Origin of the sequence: Lentzea sp. HUAS TT2, from assembly GCF_051853195.1 — a bacterium.
Taxonomy (GTDB): domain Bacteria; phylum Actinomycetota; class Actinomycetes; order Mycobacteriales; family Pseudonocardiaceae; genus Lentzea.
In genome coordinates this window covers 7,941,412-7,961,572 of the sequence record NZ_CP196667.1, presented here as the reverse complement: position 1 = coordinate 7,961,572, position 20,161 = coordinate 7,941,412, and the positions used below count along the sequence as shown (strand labels likewise).

At 70.9% G+C, this 20,161-nt stretch carries 20 protein-coding genes; 11 read left to right on the top strand and 9 right to left on the bottom strand.

Features of this window, described 5'->3' with window-relative positions; all coding sequences use genetic code 11:
- Positions 1 to 38: 38 nt before the first annotated feature.
- The 5 genes from ACSHWB_RS37985 to ACSHWB_RS37965 form a co-directional block, all read right to left on the bottom strand.
- On the bottom strand, positions 39 to 1,007 hold the full coding sequence (locus tag ACSHWB_RS37985) for a PP2C family serine/threonine-protein phosphatase (RefSeq protein WP_439658144.1): 969 nt from the start codon (positions 1,005 to 1,007) through the stop codon (positions 39 to 41).
- Positions 1,007 to 3,139, bottom strand: a complete 2,133-nt coding sequence (locus ACSHWB_RS37980; protein WP_439658143.1) for a tetratricopeptide repeat protein — start codon at positions 3,137 to 3,139, stop codon at positions 1,007 to 1,009. Before ACSHWB_RS37980 ends, ACSHWB_RS37985 begins: the two co-directional genes overlap by 1 nt.
- Positions 3,140 to 3,150: 11 nt before the next feature.
- Positions 3,151 to 4,107: a glutamate ABC transporter substrate-binding protein gene (locus ACSHWB_RS37975; RefSeq protein WP_439658142.1), complete on the bottom strand. Its 957-nt coding sequence runs from the start codon at positions 4,105 to 4,107 to the stop codon at positions 3,151 to 3,153.
- Positions 4,104 to 5,414: a hypothetical protein gene (locus tag ACSHWB_RS37970; RefSeq protein WP_439658141.1), complete on the bottom strand. Its 1,311-nt coding sequence runs from the start codon at positions 5,412 to 5,414 to the stop codon at positions 4,104 to 4,106. Before ACSHWB_RS37970 ends, ACSHWB_RS37975 begins: the two co-directional genes overlap by 4 nt.
- A gap of 106 nt (positions 5,415 to 5,520) precedes the next feature.
- Positions 5,521 to 6,276: a TetR/AcrR family transcriptional regulator gene (locus ACSHWB_RS37965; RefSeq protein WP_439658140.1), complete on the bottom strand. Its 756-nt coding sequence runs from the start codon at positions 6,274 to 6,276 to the stop codon at positions 5,521 to 5,523.
- Between the two features lie 41 nt (positions 6,277 to 6,317).
- On the opposite strand from ACSHWB_RS37965, the gene ACSHWB_RS37960 reads away from it, so the two are divergent.
- From ACSHWB_RS37960 to ACSHWB_RS37940, 5 genes are read left to right on the top strand one after another with little or no spacing between them, the layout of a single operon-like run.
- Complete coding sequence (locus tag ACSHWB_RS37960) at positions 6,318 to 8,639, top strand: DEAD/DEAH box helicase (protein ID WP_439658139.1); 2,322 nt, start codon at positions 6,318 to 6,320, stop codon at positions 8,637 to 8,639.
- Positions 8,636 to 9,394: an SWIM zinc finger family protein gene (locus tag ACSHWB_RS37955; RefSeq protein WP_439658138.1), complete on the top strand. Its 759-nt coding sequence runs from the start codon at positions 8,636 to 8,638 to the stop codon at positions 9,392 to 9,394. The genes ACSHWB_RS37960 and ACSHWB_RS37955 overlap by 4 nt, the downstream gene beginning before the upstream one ends.
- Before the next feature lie 17 nt (positions 9,395 to 9,411).
- The gene (locus ACSHWB_RS37950; protein ID WP_439664743.1) at positions 9,412 to 9,930 is read left to right on the top strand and encodes a sugar O-acetyltransferase; all 519 of its coding nucleotides are present in this window, start codon (positions 9,412 to 9,414) and stop codon (positions 9,928 to 9,930) included.
- Positions 9,920 to 10,537: a DUF2238 domain-containing protein gene (locus ACSHWB_RS37945; RefSeq protein WP_439658137.1), complete on the top strand. Its 618-nt coding sequence runs from the start codon at positions 9,920 to 9,922 to the stop codon at positions 10,535 to 10,537. Before ACSHWB_RS37950 ends, ACSHWB_RS37945 begins: the two co-directional genes overlap by 11 nt.
- Positions 10,527 to 11,318, top strand: coding sequence for a DUF3626 domain-containing protein (locus tag ACSHWB_RS37940; protein ID WP_439658136.1), 792 nt, complete (start codon positions 10,527 to 10,529; stop codon positions 11,316 to 11,318). The genes ACSHWB_RS37945 and ACSHWB_RS37940 overlap by 11 nt, the downstream gene beginning before the upstream one ends.
- On the opposite strand, the gene ACSHWB_RS37935 is transcribed toward ACSHWB_RS37940, so the two are convergent.
- Both ACSHWB_RS37935 and ACSHWB_RS37930 read right to left on the bottom strand, forming a co-directional pair.
- Entirely contained in the window at positions 11,296 to 12,462 is a 1,167-nt protein-coding gene (locus ACSHWB_RS37935) for a hypothetical protein (protein ID WP_439658135.1), read from the bottom strand. The two genes, ACSHWB_RS37940 and ACSHWB_RS37935, sit on opposite strands and share 23 nt — an antisense overlap.
- Before the next feature lie 10 nt (positions 12,463 to 12,472).
- Positions 12,473 to 13,438, bottom strand: coding sequence for a helix-turn-helix transcriptional regulator (locus tag ACSHWB_RS37930; RefSeq protein WP_439658134.1), 966 nt, complete (start codon positions 13,436 to 13,438; stop codon positions 12,473 to 12,475).
- A gap of 48 nt (positions 13,439 to 13,486) precedes the next feature.
- Between ACSHWB_RS37930 and ACSHWB_RS37925 the strand changes: the two genes are divergently transcribed.
- Both ACSHWB_RS37925 and ACSHWB_RS37920 read left to right on the top strand, forming a co-directional pair.
- On the top strand, positions 13,487 to 13,963 hold the full coding sequence (locus tag ACSHWB_RS37925) for a hypothetical protein (protein WP_439658133.1): 477 nt from the start codon (positions 13,487 to 13,489) through the stop codon (positions 13,961 to 13,963).
- A gap of 65 nt (positions 13,964 to 14,028) precedes the next feature.
- On the top strand, positions 14,029 to 14,520 hold the full coding sequence (locus ACSHWB_RS37920; RefSeq protein ID WP_439658132.1) for a DUF2087 domain-containing protein: 492 nt from the start codon (positions 14,029 to 14,031) through the stop codon (positions 14,518 to 14,520).
- Between the two features lie 25 nt (positions 14,521 to 14,545).
- On the opposite strand, the gene ACSHWB_RS37915 is transcribed toward ACSHWB_RS37920, so the two are convergent.
- Entirely contained in the window at positions 14,546 to 15,277 is a 732-nt protein-coding gene (locus tag ACSHWB_RS37915) for an SDR family oxidoreductase (protein ID WP_439658131.1), read from the bottom strand.
- A 493-nt stretch (positions 15,278 to 15,770) separates the two neighbouring features.
- Positions 15,771 to 16,061, bottom strand: coding sequence for a hypothetical protein (locus ACSHWB_RS37910; RefSeq protein WP_439658130.1), 291 nt, complete (start codon positions 16,059 to 16,061; stop codon positions 15,771 to 15,773).
- Positions 16,062 to 16,145: 84 nt separating this feature from the next.
- Here ACSHWB_RS37910 and ACSHWB_RS37905 point away from each other — a divergent pair, with 84 nt between their 5' ends.
- From ACSHWB_RS37905 to ACSHWB_RS37890, 4 genes are all read left to right on the top strand, one after another.
- On the top strand, positions 16,146 to 16,724 hold the full coding sequence (locus ACSHWB_RS37905) for an RNA polymerase sigma factor (RefSeq protein ID WP_439658129.1): 579 nt from the start codon (positions 16,146 to 16,148) through the stop codon (positions 16,722 to 16,724).
- Positions 16,721 to 17,977, top strand: coding sequence for a hypothetical protein (locus ACSHWB_RS37900; protein WP_439658128.1), 1,257 nt, complete (start codon positions 16,721 to 16,723; stop codon positions 17,975 to 17,977). The genes ACSHWB_RS37905 and ACSHWB_RS37900 overlap by 4 nt, the downstream gene beginning before the upstream one ends.
- Positions 17,978 to 18,062: 85 nt before the next feature.
- Complete coding sequence (locus ACSHWB_RS37895; protein WP_439664742.1) at positions 18,063 to 19,673, top strand: MFS transporter; 1,611 nt, start codon at positions 18,063 to 18,065, stop codon at positions 19,671 to 19,673.
- Positions 19,655 to 20,143, top strand: coding sequence for a GNAT family N-acetyltransferase (locus ACSHWB_RS37890; protein WP_439658127.1), 489 nt, complete (start codon positions 19,655 to 19,657; stop codon positions 20,141 to 20,143). Before ACSHWB_RS37895 ends, ACSHWB_RS37890 begins: the two co-directional genes overlap by 19 nt.
- The last annotated feature ends 18 nt before the right edge of the window (positions 20,144 to 20,161 follow it).

The following is a 20,161-nucleotide window of genomic DNA, read 5'->3' as shown; positions in this document are numbered from 1 at the left end:
ACGGGCCGACCGGCTCGTCGACCCGACCGTCAGCGGCGTCAGCTCTCCGGCGCGAACGGCACCAGCACGACGGTGATGTTGTCGTGCCCGCCCGCCTCCAGCGCGACCTTCACGAACTCCTCCGGCCCGCACGGCAGCAGCGGCTGCAGGTCCTCGGGCTGCGGGCGGTAGTTGTGCAGCCCGTCCGAGCACAGCAGGAACACGCCCGGTGAGGTCGGCTGCAGCGTCACGACCTGCGGCACCACCACACCCGCGTCCGCGCCGATCCACCGCGACAGCACGTGCGCGCGGCGGTCCGTGCGCGCCTGCTCCTCGGTCAGCACACCCTCCGCGACCAGCTGCGCCGCCCACGTGTCGTCCGTCGTGAGCTGCTTGGAGCCCTCGTCCGACAGCCAGTAGGCACGCGAGTCGCCGACCCAGCCGACCGTCACCGACGGGCCCGAGACCAGCACCGACACGAAGGTGCACGACGGCGCCACACCCCGGCCGCCCGCCTCCATCGGCTCCAGCTCGACCAGGTGCTCCACCGCCGAGCACGACGCGGCGACCGCGTCGACCATCGCCTGCTCGGCGTCCGCGGTGTCGATCAGGGCGTTGAGCAGCACGTCCACCGCGGCGTCGGCGGCGGCCTGCGAGGCCTGCTCCGCGCGTTCGGAGGAGGCCACACCGTCGCAGACCACGGCGGCGACACCCTTGCCCGCGACGTGCCCGAACGCCATCGAGTCCTCGTTGCGCGCCCGGCGCTTGCCCCGGTCCGACACGCCGGAGACCGCGCCCAGCGTGTACTCGACCCGGTCACGCGCCGAGGGCTGGTGACGGCCGCACTGGGTGCAGTAGTCCTCGTCGTCGATGTCGGGCGATCCACACAGGATGCACTCGGCCTGCGCGGGACCGGTCGGTCCGCCCAGCGGCGTGCGGCGGACCAGCAGGTTGCGTCCGCACGCCTCGCAGAACCGGTCCTCCGCCGCGACGGGCGCGAAGCACTCCGGGCACTTCAGGGTGTCCATCAAACCAACGTCCTAGGCCTTACCGCGTTCGCGCGGTCCACCAATGCGATCCGTTCCTCCGGCGTGGCCGCGAACCGGGCCAGCGTGCGGTAGCGCCGCTCGAGACCCAGCCGAAGCTCGTGTTCGGAGAGTGCACAGTCCAGCACCTTGCCCTCGGCGGCCTGATTGCGGGTCACGTAGTCGTACGCCGCCTCCAGCACCTCGGCCGAGAGCTGGGTGTGCGAATGGACGTCGATGTCCAAGGCGTGCAACCGTTCCCCGGCCGCGACGAGGTCCTCGGCGGCGCAGTCGCCGAGCTGCGCGCGGACCGCCGCGATCTGGGCCGCCAGATGTTGCGACGACGTGTCCGGGACCGACAGCAGCACCTCGACGGCGCGGGAACGGTCCCCACAGGCCAGCAGGACGCGCGCCAGCCCGAACGCCGCGGACACGTACGAGTGGTCCGTGCGCCACACGAGCTCGTACCAGTCCGCCGCGCCCTTGAGGTCGCCGACGGCCTCCGCGCACACGCCCAGCGCGAGCTTCGGGGCCGCCTCGCCCGGCACGGCCGAGCAGACCGCGTCGAAGAACCGCAGCGCGTCCTCCGGCCGTTCGTCGGTCAGCGCGGCGAGACCGCGGTACCAGTCCGGGCGCCAGTCCTCCGCGGGGTCGATCTCGGGCTCGTCGAACATCGACGGCGCGGTCAGCGACTCCAGCTCGCGCAACGCGGCCTCGGTGTCGCCGGACTCGATCAGCACGCGCACGATCCGCAGCCGCACCTCGACGGTGAGCTCGGGCGCCTTGCGCAGGCCCGCCGGGTCCGACGTCGTCGCCGTCGCCAGCCACGAGGCCGCCGCGTCCGAGGTGCTCACGCTCGGCGCCGGCAGCGCCAGCGCCACCTCGGCCAGGTCCAGCTCGCCCTCCACGCCGAAGCGGCGGCGTTCCGGCGTGAACTGCCGCGACGGACCCGGCCGCGCCACGCCGTCCTCGATCGCCAGCACCTCGCGCAGCACGCCCGTGAGCTGCTCGGCCATGTCCTCGGCGCTGGAGAACCGCAGCTCCGGGTTCGGGTTCGTCGCGCGCAGCAGCAGCCGGTGGAACGAGGAGAACCGGCCCAGCAGCGGCTCCTCGTCCACCGTCGGCAGCCGGTCCTTGCAGCGGCCGCGGAAGTCGAACGGGAAGCTCATCACCGCCAGCGCGCGCCCGACCGTGTAGATGTCGGAGAACACCGACGGGCCGATCGTGCCGATCTCCGGCGCCTGGTAGCCGATCGTGCCGTAGATGGGGGAGTGGTGGTCGTCGATGCGCCGTACCGCGCCCAGGTCGATGAGCTTGAGCTGCTCCTCGGTGTGGATCATGTTGTCCGGCTTGAAGTCGCAGTACAGCAGCCCCACACCGTGCAGGTAGCCGACCGCGGGCAGGATCTCCAGCACGTACGCGATGGCCTGTGCCAGCGGCAACGCCTCGTCGCCGCGGCCGTCGCGGCGCCGCCGGGTGATCATGTCCTTGATCGACTCGCCGCCGACGTACTCCATCACGATGTACTCGACGAGCTTGTCGCTGCCGCCGCGCTCGTGCCGGATGAAGTTGTGGATCTTCACGATGTTCGGGTGCTCGACCTCGGCCAGGAACCGCCGCTCCGCCAGCGCCGCCGCCATCGCGTCCGCGTCACCGGAGTCGAGCAGGCCCTTGAGCACCACCCACCGGTCGCTCACCGCGTGGTCCAGCGCCAGGTACAGCCAGCCCAGGCCACCGTGCGCCAGGCACCCCAGCACCTCGTACTGGTCGTGCAGCACCTCGCCCGGCGCCAGCTTCGGCGTGAACGAGTAGGCGTGCCCGCACTGCGGGCAGAACCCCTCCACCCGGCCCGGCTTGCCGTCCTTGCGCCGCCCGACCTTCTTGCCGCACTTCGAGCAGAACCGCTTCGCCTCCGGCACCTCCGGCTGCTCCAGCACGGCGGTCTTCGGATCGCGGTACGGCACCCGCGGCACCTCGACCAGCCCCGCGCCCAGCCGCCCGCGGCTCATCGACCGCGCACTGCCGCGCCGCGTGCGTCCCGAGTTCGACCGCGACACCTCCTGCGACACCGACCAGGGCGCGGTCCCCGGCGCGGTCTGCGGCCCGGTCTCGGGCAGATCCAGCTCTTCACTCATCGCGGACCCTCCTAATCCCGATAACGCGCGACCGGCGGCACTGGTGCCGGACCCAGCGGCGTCAGCCACCGTCCGTAGATGCCGCTCCACGTGCCGTCGGTGCGCATCCGCTCCAGCACGCCGTTGACGAACCGCACGAGGTCGTCCTGCCCCTTCGGGATGCCCACGCCGTAGGACTCGTCGGTGAACCGCGACCCCACCACCTCGGTGTAGGGGTCCTGCGCCGCCAGCCCCGCCAGGATCGTGTCGTCGGTCGAGATCGCGTCGGTCTGCCCCTGCTGCAGCATCACCAGGCAGTCCGTCCAGTTCGGCACGCTCACCGTGGTCTTCGCCCTGTTCACGACGTTGCCCAGCGACGTGGACCCCGAGGCCACACACACCCGCTTGTCCGCGAGGCCCTCCACGCCGGTGATGCCGGAGTTGCGGCGCACCAGCACCCGCTGCCCCGCCTGGTAGTAGACCTGCGAGAAGTCCACGTCCTTGAGCCGGTCGCAGGTGATCGTCATCGTGCGGACCACCACGTCGACCTCGCCGCGCTGCAGCACCGGGATCCGCTCCGCCGCGGTGACGACCTTGAACTGCACCTTCTTCTCGTCACCGAACACGGCCTTCGCGATCTGGCGCGCCACGTCGACGTCGAAACCCTCGATCTCGCCGGTGAAGGAGTTGCGGAACCCCATCAGGTACGAGTTCTGGTCCACCCCGGCGATCAACCGGCCGCGCTGCGCGATCCTCGCCATCGCCGACCCTGCCGGCATCTGGCCCGCCTGCGGCAACGGGCCCGGCCGCAGGCTCGCCGTCGCGTCGCACGCGGGCGGCGCGCCCGCCGAGCTGCTCGGCGCCGCGGACACCGTGCTCGCGTTCGCCGGCTGCGGGGCCGCGGCGCTGCGCGGCACCACCTCGCTGGGCGCCGGTCCCGCCGAACACGCCCCGAGCAGCATCACCGCCGCCAACGCCAGTCGCCTCACCTGTACTCCTTGAGCCGCTGCCACAACCCCATCGCCGATCCCGCCGCCCCGATCACCGCGAGCACCAGCACGCCGACCACCGTGCCCGCCAGCGACGCCCGCGCCACCGCCACCTCGTCGCTGAAGTCCTGCCGCGCCTCGCCGATCGCGCGCACCAGCGACTGGTCCAGCGAGTCGAAGTACGGGTTGTCGATCAGCGCCACCGCGTCGTTGTACTGCCCGGCGTCGTCGGCCTCGCGGATCCGCTGGTGGACCTGCTGCCACTGCCGGAACTGCCGCATCGCCTGGTCGACCGCCTCGGTGTCGTCCAGGCTCTTGGCCCGCTCCAGCAGGCCCTCCAGCCGTTCGGAGACCTCGACGACCGCCTCGGTGTCGTCCAGGCTCTTGGCCCGCTCCAGCAGGCCCTCCAGCCGTTCGGAGACCTCGACGAAGTTCTTCTCGTAGGTCTGCCCGGCGCCGCGCGCGACCAGCGTCAGCGTCTCCTCGCCGCGCGCCGTCAGCGTCGCGATCCGCGCCTGCGCCAGCGCGTCGACCTTCTCCGAGGCCATCCGCGAGTCCGCCACGTCGTTCATCACCAGCACCGACACCGTCGTCACCCACAACAGCGACAGCACCGCCGCACCCGTGGCCACCAGCAGGCCGACGTTGAGCAGCCGGTTCGTCTTGCGGGTCAGATACCGCTGGATCCCCACCAGCGCGATCACGAACGCCAGCGCGGCCAGCACCGGCACCACGGGGAAGTTCGCCTCGTCCTGCGCGCGGGCCACCCGGTCGGTCTCCGCCCGGTACAGCTCCTGCGCCGCCGGCAGCAGCTGCGTGCGCATCAATCCCGACGCCTCACGCAGGTACGCCGCGCCCACCGGGAAACCCTGCCGGTTGTTCGTGCGCGCCGTCTCGATCAGTCCCGTGTAGACCGGCAGCTGCGCCGCGAGCGTCGCCGTGAGCTCGGGGGAGGAGGCCGTCGCCACCGTCAGCGCCGCCTGGGCCTGCGCGATGTCCGCCTCGTAGCGCTCCCGCAGCTGCGACGGTTCCAGCCCGCCGGACAGGAACGCGCTCGCCGCCGTCGCGTCCGCGTCCTGCAACGCCCGGTAGACCTCCTGCGCCGCGTGCGCGAGCGGCTCCGACCTGGTGGCCAGGTCCTCCAGCGCCCGCTCCTGGCGGTTCACGCTCCACGTCGTCAGCCAGCCGCTCGCGAGGCTCGCCACGACCAGCACGACGACGATCAGGCTCAGCCGTCCCGGGGTCGACCGCGCCAGGCCGGTGACGCGGCGCACCAGCGCCTGCCGGGGCTGCGAGTCGATCACCACGAGCGGGCCTCCCAGCGGTGAAGTTGATCGGCGTGGCGTAACTGTAGGCACCTCAGTGACACCGCGTGGGAATTAACGACGCATCCCGCAAGGTGTCACTCAGCAGTTACAGCCGACGCGACTCGATCAGCCGATTGACGCCGTCGAGGATCATCTCCAGCCCGAACTCGAACGAGTGCTCCGGGCTGAACGCGCTCTGGTGCGCCTCCCCGACCGCGCCGCCCACCCGCGCCGCCACCGGATAACGGGCGGGGTCGAACACGGTCATCAGGAACGGCGCCGCCGCGTCCCACCACTGCTGGTCGGTCAGCCCGGTCTCCTTCTCGGTGACCGCGGCCGCCGTCAGCCCGCGCGCCGCGTTCTGCACGTGGCCGAGCACGAGCTCGAGGACCGAGTCCATCTCCACGTCCGACAGGCCGATGCCGTCCAGCCCGCGCAGCTCGAAGTCGTACTTCGCCGCCACCTGCGGGCCCAGCACCGTGCGCGACGGCGCGACCTGCAACAACCACGGATGACGCCGGTAGAGCGCCAGGTTCTCCCGCGCCACGTACCCCAGGTGCGCGCGCCACCCCTGCGCCGGCTCGCGGCCGGTCACGGCCTGCACGGTGTCGACCATGACGTCGATCAGCTCGCCCTTGCCCGGCACGTAGGTGTAGAGCGACATCGTCCCCACACCCAGCGACTCGGCCACGCGCCGCATCGACAGCGCCTTGAGCCCGTCGGCGTCGGCCAGCGCGATGCCCGCCCGCACGATCCGGTCCACGCTCAGGTCCGGCTTGCCCTTGCGCGACACGCGTTCCTGGGTACGCCACAGCAACGCCAGCGTCCGCGCCGGGTCGCCGCTGCCCGTGTGTTCGATCACGAGCGCGACACTACCGTACCGTATGCTGTACGGTACATAGTATGTTCGTGCCTGCCGACCCGCCCAGATTCGGCCAGCTCCACGGAGAACCCCTGCTCGAGGCCTTACCGGGCGTGCTGGCCGGCGACGGTTACTGGGCGGTGGCCGCCGCGACGGCGCTCACCCTCGTCGCCCGCGGCCGGATCGTGCCCGGCGTGACCGCGCAGGGGCACGACACGTGGCGCGTCGGCCCGCTCGACCACGCCGACGAACTGCACCTGCGCCAGCTCGCCGCCCACGGCGACTACGACGAGCTGCGCCTGTTCCTCGACGCCGTCGCCGACACGCTGCCCCGCACCGGCACGGGCCCGTTCGCGGGCGTGCAGGCCTGCGACGTGTCCGAGCTCAAGGCGTGGGCCGACGAGCAGATCACGCTCTCGCTGCGCATCGAGATGACCGACGACCAGCGGTTCCGCGCGATCGTGCAGGTCCGCGCCGTCACCGACCCCTACCCGCGCGACGTGCGGGGCTCCGGCCGTGAGCTCGACGCCATCCGGGCGATGGGCCGCGTCGACTGGCCGCCGCTGCAGCGCCTGCTCGACCAGGCCGAGCTCACCGACGACGAGGTCGGCGAGCTGCTGGGCACCGGCATCGAGGTCCACTGGCCGCGCGAACTCGCCACGAACGTGTCCGCGAGGGCCGTCATCGGCGAGACCGGCGGGCAGCTCGGGGCCGGCGACCTGCTCTCGTTCGACTGGCAGCTGGCCCTCGGAGGCGCGGAACTGACCGCCGCCGAGATGGACCTCATCGCCGAGGCGTCCCGGCCGATCGTGAAGCTGCGCGACCAGTGGGTGCTGATCGACCCGAGGCTGCGCAAGAAGGCCCGGCAGCGGCTCAAGCCGATCACCGCCGCCCAGGCCGCCACCGCCGCGCTCACCGGAGTCGCGATCATCGACGGCGAACCCGTCGAGGTCGCCCCGCACAGCCTCACCACCGCGATCACGACCGTGCCGGAGTTCCCCCAGCCCGCCGCCCTGCAGGCGAGGCTGCGCGACTACCAGCTGCACGGCCTGCGCTGGCTCGCCCACATGACCGGCCTCGGCCTCGGCGCGTGCCTGGCCGACGACATGGGCCTCGGCAAGACCATCACCCTCATCGCCCTGCACCTGCACCGCCGCCACGAGCGGCCCACGCTCGTCGTCTGCCCGGCGTCGCTGCTGGGCAACTGGGAACGCGAGATCCACCGCTTCGCACCCGGCACGCCCGTCACCCGCTACCACGGTGCACAAAGGACGCTGCCGGACGAAGGCGTCGTGCTCACCACCTACGGCACGATGCGCCTGGACGCCGAGACGCTGCGCGACCACGCCTGGGGCATGGTCGTCGCCGACGAGGCCCAGCACGTGAAGAACCCGCACTCCGGCACCGCCAAGGCACTGCGCTCGATCCCGGCCGCCGCCCGCGTCGCGCTGTCCGGCACGCCCGTGGAGAACTCGCTGTCCGAGCTGTGGGCCGTGCTGGACTGGACGACACCGGGCCTGCTCGGCACGCACCGCGCGTTCCGCACCCGCTGGCCCGAACCCGACGACACGCTGGCCAAGGTCGTGCGGCCGTTCCTGCTGCGCCGCCGCAAGTCCGACCCCGGTGTCGCCCCCGAACTGCCGGCCAAGACCGAGACCGACCGCTACGTCTCGCTGGGCGTCGAGCAGGCGGCGCTGTACGAGGCGCTGACCCGCGAGACCCTCGACCAGATCGCCCGCTCCGACGGCATGGCCCGGCGAGGTCTGGTCCTGAAGCTCCTCACGGGGCTCAAGCAGATCTGCAACCACCCGTCGCACTACCTGGGCCACAGCACGTTGCAGGGCACCTCCGGCAAGCTCGACCTGCTCGACGAACTGCTCGGCACGATCATCGCCGAGGACGGCTCCGCGCTGATCTTCACCCAGTACGTCGGCATGGCCAGGCTGCTCGAACAGCACATCGAGCAACCCACCCGGTTCCTGCACGGCGGCACCCCCGTGCCCCAGCGCGAGCAGATGGTCGACGACTTCCAGAACGGCCGCGCCCCGGTCTTCCTGCTGTCGCTCAAGGCCGCGGGCACCGGCCTCAACCTCACCCGCGCCGACCACGTCATCCACTTCGACCGCTGGTGGAACCCCGCCGTCGAGGACCAGGCCACCGACCGCGCCTACCGCATCGGCCAGACCAGACCCGTGCAGGTGCACAAGCTCGTCACCGAGGGCACCGTCGAGGAACGCATCGCCGCGCTCCTGCAGGACAAGCGCGACCTCGCCGACGCCGTCCTGCACGGCGGCGAGTCCGCGTTCACCGAACTCACCGACGCCGAACTGGCCGAACTCGTCCAACTCAGGAGCACCCCGTGACCGCCCGCGGATTCGCCGCCTTCCCCAAGGTGAAACGCCGCGTCGCCACCAGCTGGTGGGGCAAGGCCTGGGTGCAGGCCCTCAAGGACACCGCCCTCGACACCGGCCTCATCGGACTGGGCCGCCGCTACGCCCACGCCGGCGTCGTCGGCCCGATCACCGTCAGCCCCGGCCTGCTGCACGCCCAGGTCCACGACGACGACACCGTCTACAACACGACGGTCGCCGTGCCCGCGCTGTCCGAGGTCCAATGGGGACGGTTCCTCGACCGCGTCGCCGAACACGCCGGCCACATCGCCGCCCTGCTGGACAACGACATGCCACGCGACCTCGTCCTCGCCGCGGAAGAGTCCGGTGTGGACCTGCTGCCCGGCATCGGCGACCTCGAACCCGAGTGCGACTGCGACGGCTGGGAGCTCCCGTGCCGCCACGCCGCCGCCCTCGCCTTCCAGGTCGGCTGGCTGCTCGACGCCGACCCGTTCGTCCTGCTGCTGCTCAAGGGAAAACCGGAACAGGAACTCCTCGACGCCCTGCGGCAGCGCGTCGCCGGGCCCGTCGGGACCAGAACACCTGTGGTGGTTTCGCACGACGTCGCAGGTCAGCTGCCTGCTCGGCCGCCGGTTCCGACCACCACACCTGTGGTGCTCGGGGTCGAGCCGCCGCCGGGGTTCGAGGCGGCGGAACTGGTGGCGTTGATGGAGATCGCCGCGTCCCGTGCCCGCGCGCTGCTGCGTTCGGGCACTCTCGAAGGGTGATCACCGAGAAGCAGAAGATGATGACCGGCCTGCTGTACAAGGACTCCGACCCCGAACTGGTGGCGGAAAGGCTGGCCGCGCAGCAGTTGGTGGACGAGTTCAACGCCACCCGCTCCGGCGAGGTCATCTCGAAGCTCTTCGGCTCGATCGGCGAGGGCTCGTGGGTCATGCCGCGGTTCCAGTGCGACTACGGCTACCAGATCCACATGGGTTCCAACAGCTTCCTCAACTACGACGCCATCCTCATGGACTGCGCCACCATCACCATCGGCGACGACGTCTCCATCGGCCCCCGCGCCCAGTTGCTGACCGCCCTGCATCCCATCGAGGACCACGAGGCCCGCCGCCAGCGCTTCGAGTCCGCGGCCCCGATCACCATCGGCGACAACGTGTGGCTCGGCGGCGGCGTCATCGTCTGCGCGGGTGTCACGATCGGCTCGAACGCCGTCATCGGAGCCGGTAGCGTCGTCACGCGCGACATCCCGCCGCGCGTCCTCGCCGTCGGCAATCCCTGCAAGGTGATCCGTGAGCTATGACAAGCGCACCACCGAACCGCTGATCCTGCTCGGCCTGACCCTCGTCGCCCTGACCGCGTCGGGCATCGGCCCCTACGACCGCGCGACCTGGTACCTCGAGGTGGCGCCCGTCGTGATCGGTGGCGGCATTCTGGTGGCGACCTACCGGCGCTTCCCGCTGACACCGCTGCTGTACCGGCTGATCTTCCTGCACGCGCTGGTGCTGATCCTGGGCGGCCACTACACCTACGCGCGGGTGCCGGTGGGGTTCTGGGCGCAGGACCTGCTCGACCTGGCGCGCAACCACTACGACCGGTTCGCCCACTTCGTGCAGGGGTTCGTCCCGGCCGTGCTCGCGCGCGAGATCCTGCTGCGGCGGACTCCGCTTCGGGCTGGTGGGTGGTTGTTCTTCCTGGTCGTGTGCGTGTGTCTGGCGTTCAGCGCCACCTACGAGCTGGGGGAGTGGCTGGCCGCGGTCGTGGGTGGGTCGGCGGCGGACGAGTTCCTCGGGACCCAGGGCGACGTGTGGGACACCCAGTGGGACATGTTCATGGCTCTGCTGGGGGCTGTGACCGCGCAGCCGGCGTTGTCGCGGGTGCACGACCGGGCGCTCGCTCGTGTCGGTTGAGCGGGCTCTGAAGCACGTCGACGCCCTGTCCACCGGCGGGCCGCTGCCGCGCGACCTGCGCGTGACGCTCAACTTCCACCCCGGTCGCGGCGTCCTCGCGAGGCTCGCGCAGGAGGGCGTCTACCGCTCCCAGTTCGAGACCGGCACCAGCAACGGCGGCCTCACCGCCCACCCCGGCGGTGCCCGCTGGGACTGGGAGAGCCGCCTGTTCGGAGGCGCCTACGACGACGCGGCCCCCGCCGACCGGCCGAAGTACGGTGCGCTCAACCACCGCGCGCTCCCGCACGGCGCCGCACCGAGGTTCGGCTCGGCACACCTGCGGCTCAAGGAGGACGTGCTCGACCGCACCACGTTCTGCTACCCGGACAGCGTCTTCGACCCGGTCGACTTCGGCACCGCCCAGCGCTTCGGCCTGATCGCACTGGCCGAGGCCGACCACCGCGACGCCCTCGACAACTACATCGAGGCCCACGTCCACGGCCCCGTCACCCTCGACGACGTCGAAGCCCTCGTGCTCGACCCGACCTACCCCGACGCAGACCTTCCCAGGGCCTTGCCCTGCCGGGTCGAACGACACCCCGGCTTCCGCCTGTCCACACAGGACCTCCTGCGCCACGCCGGCTACCGCACGCCGAAGTCCGTCGCACTAGGACTGGAGCTGGCGGAGAACGGCCTGCTCACCCCACACCTGCTCGACCACGCCCCAGCGGCACCACAGGTCGTCAAACACCTGTGGCACCACCTGGCGCGGTTCGGGGTCAGCTGTCCTGGATCTCGTTGATCTGCAGGTTCTGCGCCCCGGTCAGCGTCAGCGGGATCCCGAGGTAGTCACGCCCCGACCTGGCCAGCCAGATCCAGCCCCGGTAGGTGTTGTTGGGGTCGTAGACGTGCACCCGGTGCCGCGTCCAGTTCAGCCGCGCGTCGAAACCGTTGAACTCCTCCACGTCGAGCAGGTCGATGCGGAACCTGTCGCCCGACGGCGCCGCGATCGCGCCCTGCTCCCAGTCCACCTGCGAGATCAGGATCGGGCAGCACTCCACCGTGACCAGGCCGAAGCGCGAGGTGTGCAGGACCTTGCCCAGCGGGGCGAGCGCGACCTTGCAGCCGAAGACCACGATGCTGGAGCCGTCGGTGTGCTCGCTGAAGAGCAGTCCGGTGTGGAAGCCGCACACGTGCACGTCGCGCAGGTAGATGACCGCGTTGTTGCCGCCGCTGGGCAGCACGACGCCGGTCGACCAGTTGTGCGTCGGCTCGACGATGCCGGGCAACGGGTCCGGGGTGCTGATCCGGACGCTCTGCAGGCGGGCCTGCGGGGCCCAGAACAGGTTCAGGCCGGACAGGGTCGGGTTCGACGGCACCTGGATCGCGAGGTTCGTGACCGCCACGCTGACCCGGTTGAAGCCGCCCCACTCCGCGCCCCTGGGCGACGCGAGCACGGCCGGCGGCTGGCCCGCGCCGTGGCCGGGCCAGGTCGTGGTGACCGTGGACTTGAGCAGGGTGCCGGCCGGTGCCTGGTCGCCGTCGTAGACGAACTGCAGGCCTGTCTGGACGCCCGCGCCCGCCAGTTCGAGCGTGATCATCGGCCCGGACGTGCGCAGCGGGATCATCAGCTGGCCCGCCGTCTGCGCCTCGCCCGCCACCGGCCTGACCGGCTGCGCCGCCAGGCGGTAGGTCCTCGACTCGAACTCCACGCGGGCGTAGCCGTTGCCCTCCGAGGCCAGCCGGTAGGCCTCGTTGATCGCACGCTGGATCGCGGCCGTGTCGTCGGCCTGACCGTCGCCCACGGCACCGAAGTCGCCCGGCCTCACCACGTGCACGCCACCGACCGCCGCATGCGCGGGCACGGCCATCACGCCGACACCGCCCACGGCCACCGCACCGGCCCGTAGGAACGAACGGCGAGTTGAGCTTGAATTGTCCCCCATAAACCTCAGTTTATAGATAGAGGGCGGCCAGCGAGCGCACCTCGGACGCCACCTGCTCGCGCAGTTGCACAGGTTCGAGCACCTCGGCCTCGCCGCCCAGCCGCAACACCATCCCGGTCGCGTGACCGAGCGACTCGATCGGGATCGTCACCACGAAGAACCCGCCGTCCTCCACCACGGACTCCTCGGCCGCCCGCGCCACCAGCGGCAGCACGTGCGACGAGAACATCTCCCAGCCCCGCGGCGACAGCCTGAGCACCGCCGAACCCGTGTACTGCCGCGCCTGGAACTCCTCCAGCGACGCACCCCAGTGCGCCGCCAGGTCGAACCCGGCCGGCCGCGAGAACGACTCCTCCAGCACCGTCGCCGCCTGGATCTGCGACACCCGGTACGTGGAGATCCGCGTGTCGCCCTGCGCGACCAGGTACCAGCGGCCCGCCTTGAGCACGAGGCCCAGCGGCCTCAGCACGCGCGTCACGTCCTCCGGCGCGCGCCACCGCCGGTAGTGGACCTCCAGCAGCCGCTCGCGCCACACCGCGTCCGCCACGACCTCCAGGAACGGCGACCGCTCCGGGTCGTAGTACCAGGCGGGCGTGTCGAGGTGGAACCGCGTGGCCATGTGCGAGGCCCGGTCGCGCATCGACGCCGGCAGCGCCGCCATCAGCTTGAGCTGCGCCGCCGACACCGCGTCCCCGAGGCCGAGCTCCGCAGCCGGACCCGGCAGGCCCGCCAGGAACAGCGACTCCGCCTCCTGCTCGGTCAGCCCGGTCAGCCGCGTGCGGTAGCCGTCGAGCAGCTGGTAGCCGCCGGACGGTCCCGCGTCGCCGTACAACGGCACCCCGGCGCCGTGCAGCGACTCCACGTCTCGGTAGATCGTGCGGACCGACACCTCCAGCTCGTCGGCCAGCGCCTGGGCGGTCATCCGGCCCTTGCTCTGCAGGAGCAGCAGCAACGACACCAATCGGCTCGCACGCACGCGGACACACTGACACAGGTTGTCAGGGATAGCTCATACGTTCGACCCATGGCTTTCTACGAGAAGCAGCTCGCGGTCAAGGAACCGCTGGTCGTCGCGGGCAGGCACGTCAAGCGCTACGAGGTGGTCACCCCGGGGCTGGAGATCACCGACGACATCCGCGAGGCGGCCTGCGCGTTCCTGCCGACGATCTACCCGGACTTCGAGGACCCGACCCCGCCCGCCACGGTCACCGTGCTGCACCGCAGCGCCGCGGGCATGTACCTCAACGCCTACAACTGGGTCTGGGACAACGTCCTGCACTGCCGCACCGCCGTGTCGGGCGACCAGCCGTTCCTCGGCTCGACCGACCCGGACCTCACGCGCTTCACCGTCATCCCGAAGGACCTCATCGGCTGTGTCTGGGAGCTTCCGCCGCTGGCCCACGAACGCACCGCGTGGGTGCGGCACGTGCTCGAACCGGACACCCCCGACTTCGACGGCTACCTCGCCGACGTCATGGCCGAGGGCCTGGTGGGCCGATGAGGCAGGACTGGCAGGGAGCGCCTTCCCGCTGAAAACGGGTGGACGGCGGCGTTAGGTTCGCAGGCATGACCACTCCGGAATCCGTTGTGCGCGCGCTGGCCGAACCCACGAGGCTGCGGGCGTTCGCCGCCGTCGTCCTCGGAGCGGGAACGCTGGCCGACGTCGCCGCCGCCTCCGGACTGAAGGCCAAGGACGCCGGCACCGCGCTGCGCAAGCTCCGCGAGGCCGGGCTGGTCGAGGGAGAACCGGCCCGGCCGGCCGACCTCAAGCCGCTCGCCGCGACGCTCACCGAGGCGATGCCCGCCGACGGGCTCGCGCCGTTCGTGCGGGGCGGCAAGCTCATCTCACTGCCGGTCGCCCACGAACGCCGCCGCAAGATCCTCGAGCACGTCGCCGCGCACGCCTTCACCGCGCGGACGTACTACGAGGAGAAGGAGATCAACGAGCGGCTGAGGGCGTGGTGCGACGGGGGAGAGGTCGACCACGTGACGATCCGCCGCTACCTCGTCGACCTCGGTCTGCTGGAACGCGGCGGCGGCCTCTACCAGGCCAAGTAACCCCCTCACTGCCGATGTAGACGTCTCATCCTCGGCCGACGAATGGCATCGCCGTCGCCATCACGGTCATGAACTGCACGTTGGCGTTCAAAGGCAACCGAGCTTGGTAGAGCACGGCATCGGCCACGTGCTGCACGTCGAACGTCGGCTCCGGCTTCACCTCGAAGTTCGCCTGCAGCACACCGGCACCCATCCGCTCGGTCATCTCGGTGGCCGCGTTGCCGATGTCGATCTGCCCGCACGCGATGTCGTGCGCGCGGCCCTCCAGCGACAACGACTTGGTCAGCCCGGTCATCGCGTGCTTGGTCGCGTTGTACGCCACCGCGTGCGGGCGCGGCACGGACGCCGAGATCGAGCCGTTGTTGATGATCCGGCCGCCGCCGTGGGTCTTCATCACCTTGAACGCCTCACGGGCGCACAGGAACGCGCCCGTGAGGTTCACGCCGACGACCTTCTCCCACGCGCTGAGGCTGAACTCCTCGATCGGTGTCGCGCGCACGTTCATCCCGGCGTTGTTGAACAACACGTCCACGCGGCCGAAGCGCGCGACGACCGCCTCGAACAACGCGACGACCGAGTCCTCCCGCGACACGTCCGCCGGCACCACGAGAGCGCTCTCGGGAAAGCCCTCTCCGGTCTCGGTCAACGCGTCCTCGCGCCGACCGGCCAACGCGACCTGGAATCCCGCCGCCAGCAGGGTTCGCGCCGCCGCGCGCCCCACCCCGGAACCCGCTCCCGTCACGACCGCGACTGCCATCGGTGATCTCCCCTCGATCCAGCGATTGCCTGAAGTGTCCCGTGTGGAGTAACTACAGGTGTGGAGTGCGAAGAGGACACCTGCCTGCTGTGCGCGGGTTCCGGAACCATGTCGTGGAAACAACCCGTTCCCGGTCCGCAAGGCCTTGTGCTGCACGAGATGTCGCACCCGTGCCCACGCGGGTGCTCCGGCTGGTGGAAGCTCCCGCACGGCGACAGCAGAGGCATCGTCGCAGGCAATGTCGCACGTGCCAACGAGATTCCGGCCCGACCGTCCACCCAGGCCTGATCACCGAGCGTGAACGGTGGGGGTCACCCATTATTGCCGGGAGGGTCCCTGCTTGGCGGCTGCCCCCACTCGGAGTAGAAGCGGACACTGTTCTTCTGTGAAGGAGTGCAGCCGTTGCCTTGGTTCCGGGCTCAACGAGGACCGGTCCGCCTGCCGGGTCTGCGGAGGCCTGGGGCAGGTCCCGGACCGCTAGCCGTCGCGGGGCCTATTTCTTCGTCATCAAGGTCGGGCCGAGGATCCGGCGGGCCAGCCGCCGGGTCAGCGACTTGGACTTCCGTTCCGCCGCCGCGGTGCTCGCCGCCGACGCGGGAGCCGGCGCGGGGGCCGGTGGAGTGGCCGCCGCGGGTGCGGGCGTCACCGGGGACACGCCCGGGATGGTCGCCGCGTCCTGCTGCGGGATCGTGATCTTCGCGAACACCTGGGTCTCCGCCTCGACATTGCCGGGCTGCTGCTGCTCGATCGGCACGCCGAAGATCTTGCCATCGGTGCCATTCACGCCTCGAATGAGGGGCGGCTCCCCGGCAGAGGGTGACGGGCGTCACGCAGCACACTGGGCGGTGACGGCCCCAGGCGGAGTGTGATGACTGAGACGACCGAGCGTGCGAACGTCGGGCCGCCCGACACGCGCCTCTGGGAGCAGATCGCGAAAGGCGACCACGCCGCGTTCACGGAGCTGTTCGAACGCCACGCCGAAGCGGTCTGGAACTACGCCTACCGGCTGACGGCCTCGTGGTCGCAGGCCGAGGACCTGCTCTCCGCGACGTTCCTGACGGCCTGGCGCAAGCGCGGCGACGCCCAGCTGGTGCGCGACTCGGCGCTGCCGTGGCTCTACACGGTGACCGCGAACCGCGCCCGCACCGAGTGGCGGGCCTCCCGCAGAGCCCTGCGGCTGGTGGGGAGGCTGACCCCGCAGGACGAACGCGACCACGCCGACGAGGTCGCCGCCCGCACCGACGCGCAACGGCGCCTGGCCGCCGTGGTGGCCGCCATCGCGAAGCTGCCCGCGTCCGAACGCGAGATCGCCCAGCTGTGCCTGCTGGGCGACGTGTCCACCGCCGACGCCGCCGCGCTCCTCGGGATCACCGAGTCGAGCGTGCGCGCCCGCGTCTCCCGCACCCGCGCCCGGCTGCGCGACCTGACCTCCGAGGACACCCCGTGATCGACCAGCTGCCCGAACACCGCGCCCTGCCCGACGACGTCCGCATGCGCGCCCGGCAGCGCCTGTCCGAGGGCATGCGCCCCGCCGCCCGCAACGGCCGGCCGGTCCTGATCGCCGCGGGCGTGAGCCTGCTCGCCGCCGGCACCGTCTTCGCCAGCCAGGCGCTTCTCGGCAGCTCCGCCGAAGTCGCGGGCCCGCCCGTGCAGCACAACGGCGAGTTCGTCGGCAAGGACCGCGGCATCGTCAACCACGTCGAACGCGACAAGGTCGCCCCCGACGTGCTGGCCCGCTGCGCCGCGGCGGCCACGGCCCACACGCCCGCGTCCGAGTGGACGCCGCTGGCGACCAGCCACAAGAACGGCACGGTGCTCACGGCGTTCCGCACGATGGCCGGCGTCTTCTTCTGCGCGAACACCGCGACCACGACGACGATCTCCACACCGGACCCCGTCCCGCTCGAGGGAGGGCGCCAGGTGGAGATCCTCTTCACCACCCCGACCGGCGCCATGGCGGGCCTGGTCTCGTCCGAGGTGAAGTTCCTCAGCCTGTCCCGGATCGCCGGCTCCGGCCAGAACACCACGATGCCCGCCCTCGTGGACGGCCTGTTCCTCGCGCCCAGCGGCTTCCAGAAGGCGGAGACCGGCACGAAGGCCCTGATCAACGGCCAGGAGTCCGCCGTGCGGGGGGTTCCGAAGCCCACCTCGTCCGTCGTGGACCGCCCGCTGCCGCCCGCGGCCCGCGACACCGCCGAGGCCACCCGGTTCGGCGCCTGCCTGAAGGGCAGGCCGATTCCGGACCCCGACCAGTTCGCGCACGGCCTCACCGCCAAGCTCAGCGCCACGGACACGATGATCACCGGCCGGTTCGGCGACCTGCTCGCCCTCTGCCGCGACGCCGAGCACGACCCGACGTCAGGCACGGTGGTCGACCTGGACGACCTGACTGAGGTCCGCGGCGAGACCGTCGCGGGAATGACGGCGTTCTACGACTTCAAGCCGTACAAGGTGAACGAACAGGGGGAGTACTACGACGGCGGCAGCACCACCGCCGCGTACGTCGGCCTGGTCCGCGACCCCCGCGTGGCGTCGATCACCTACACCAGCCCTGGCCTGGCCGATGCTCCGGCCACGATCGGCAACGGCACGTTCGTGCTGTCCGCGAAGCTGCTCGACCGCCACCCCGACGCCCGCGTGGTCGTGCGCGACGCCGCCGGGAACGTGCTGGAGACGATCACGCCGCAGAACCCGAGCTAGACAAGTTGGTTAGCATGGCGAAGTGACTGTGCAGGCGGCTCCGGCCGGGTACAAGTGGATCGCGCTGTCCAACACCACGCTGGGCATGCTCATAGCGACGATCAACTCCTCGATCGTGCTGATCGCACTGCCCGACATCTTCAAGGGCATCGCGATCAACCCGCTCGACCCGGCCAACACCGGCTACCTGCTGTGGATGATCATGGGGTTCCTGGTCGTCACGGCGGTGCTGGTGGTGAGCTTCGGCCGCCTGGGCGACATGTACGGCCGGGCCCGCATGTACAACCTCGGCTTCGCGATCTTCACGTTCTCCTCGGTGATGCTCGCCATCACCTGGTTCGACGGCGACGCGGCCGCGCTGTGGCTGATCGGCTGGCGGATCGTGCAGGGCGTCGGCGGGGCGTTCCTGATGGCGAACTCCTCGGCGATCCTGGCCGACGCCTTCCCGGTCACCCAGCGCGGCATGGCACTGGGCATCAACGGCGTGGCCGCGATCGCGGGGTCGTTCCTCGGCCTGGTGGTCGGCGGGCTGCTGGCCCCGGTCAACTGGAACCTGATCTTCATCGTGTCCGTGCCGTTCGGCCTGTTCGGCACGGTCTGGGCGTACCTGAAGCTGCACGACACCGGCGAGCGCCGCCACGCCGAGATGGACTGGTGGGGCAACATCACCTTCGCGGTCGGCCTGATCGTGCTGCTGGTCGGGATCACCTACGGCATCCAGCCGCACGGCACCTCCCAGACCGGCTGGACCAGCCCGTTCGTGCTGACGTGCCTGATCGGCGGGCTCGCGGTGCTGGTGGCGTTCGTCGTGATCGAGCACCGCGTGCCGAACCCGTTGTTCGACCTGCACCTGTTCCGGCTTCCGTCGTTCACCTGGGGCAACATCGCGAACTTCGCCTCGGCGCTGGGCCGTGGCGGGCTGCAGTTCATCCTGATCATCTGGCTGCAGGGCATCTGGCTGCCGCTGCACGGCTACCCCTACGAGGAGACGCCGCTGTGGGCGGGCATCTACATGCTGCCGATGACCGTCGGGTTCCTGCTCGCCGCGCCCACCGCCGGCATCCTGTCCGACCGGCTGGGCAGCCGGGCGCTCGCGTTCACCGGCAACGTGCTGACCGCGGTGACGTTCGCGCTGCTCATCGCCCTGCCCGTCGACTTCCCGTACTGGGAGTTCGCGGTGATCCTGGTGTTCACCGGCATCGGCATGGGCATGTTCTCCTCGCCCAACCGCGCCGAGGTCATGAACTCGCTGCCCGCCAACGCCCGCGGCTCCGGCAGCGGCATGATGACCACGTTCCAGAACACCGCGATGGTGCTGTCCATCGGCTTCTTCTTCAGCCTGATCATCGTCGGGTTCTCCCAGTCGCTGCCCGGCGCGATGCGGACCGGACTCGTCGAGCACGGCGTCGCCCCCGCCGCCGCGGCCCAGGTCGCGGCACTGCCTGCGGTGGCCGTGCTGTTCGCCGCGTTCCTCGGGTACAACCCGATCCAGCAGCTGCTCGGCGACCAGCTCGCGACGCTGCCGCCGGACCAGGCCGCGTTCCTCACCGGGCGCGGGTTCTTCCCGAGCCTGATCTCCGGGCCGTTCGCGCAGGGGCTCGCGATCGCGTTCGGCTTCGCCATCGTGCTGTGCCTGCTGGCCGCGTTCGCGTCGCTGAAGTGCGGCACGATCTCCTCGTGGAAACGGAACGACTGACGCTGCGCCCGCTCGGGGAGTCCGATGTGGACTCGCTGCGGGAGCTGCACGCCGACCCCGAGGTGATGCGGTACCTCGACCCGTCGCCGGTGGAGAACTACCTCGGTGACAGCTTCTACGCCGCATTCGAGAAGGCGACCGGCCGGTTCGTCGGCTGGTTCGAGTTCAAGGGCACCGACGAGGTCGAGCTCGGCTACCGGCTGCACCGCGCGTTCTGGGGGCTCGGGTACGCCACCGAGGGCGGGAAAGCCCTGATCGAACGCGGTTTTTCTGCCGGTGGCGTGCGGCGCGTCGTGGCCACCACGATGTTCGTCAACGCCGGGTCGCGGCGGGTGATGGAGAAGTGCGGGTTGCGGCACGTCCGCACGTTCCACGTCGACTTCCCCGATCCGCTGCCCGGTTCGGAACACGGCGAGGTCGAGTACGCGCTGACGAAAGAAGAATGGCGAACGGCCCGCGGACAAACCTGAGAATTCTCAGGTTGAGGA

Bases quoted from the DNA above. Each gene is read 5' to 3' on its own strand.
- ACSHWB_RS37895 (WP_439664742.1), top strand. From the start codon at position 18,063: ATGCTCATAGCGACGATCAACTCCTCGATCGTGCTGATCGCACTGCCC.
- ACSHWB_RS37920 (WP_439658132.1), top strand. From the start codon at position 14,029: ATGACCACTCCGGAATCCGTTGTGCGCGCGCTGGCCGAACCCACGAGG.
- ACSHWB_RS37985 (WP_439658144.1), bottom strand. From the start codon at position 1,007: ATGGACACCCTGAAGTGCCCGGAGTGCTTCGCGCCCGTCGCGGCGGAG.
- ACSHWB_RS37915 (WP_439658131.1), bottom strand. From the start codon at position 15,277: ATGGCAGTCGCGGTCGTGACGGGAGCGGGTTCCGGGGTGGGGCGCGCG.
- ACSHWB_RS37925 (WP_439658133.1), top strand. From the start codon at position 13,487: ATGGCTTTCTACGAGAAGCAGCTCGCGGTCAAGGAACCGCTGGTCGTC.
- ACSHWB_RS37935 (WP_439658135.1), bottom strand. From the start codon at position 12,462: ATGGGGGACAATTCAAGCTCAACTCGCCGTTCGTTCCTACGGGCCGGT.
- ACSHWB_RS37950 (WP_439664743.1), top strand. From the start codon at position 9,412: ATGATGACCGGCCTGCTGTACAAGGACTCCGACCCCGAACTGGTGGCG.
- ACSHWB_RS37980 (WP_439658143.1), bottom strand. From the start codon at position 3,139: ATGAGTGAAGAGCTGGATCTGCCCGAGACCGGGCCGCAGACCGCGCCG.
- ACSHWB_RS37960 (WP_439658139.1), top strand. From the start codon at position 6,318: ATGTTCGTGCCTGCCGACCCGCCCAGATTCGGCCAGCTCCACGGAGAA.
- ACSHWB_RS37905 (WP_439658129.1), top strand. From the start codon at position 16,146: ATGACTGAGACGACCGAGCGTGCGAACGTCGGGCCGCCCGACACGCGC.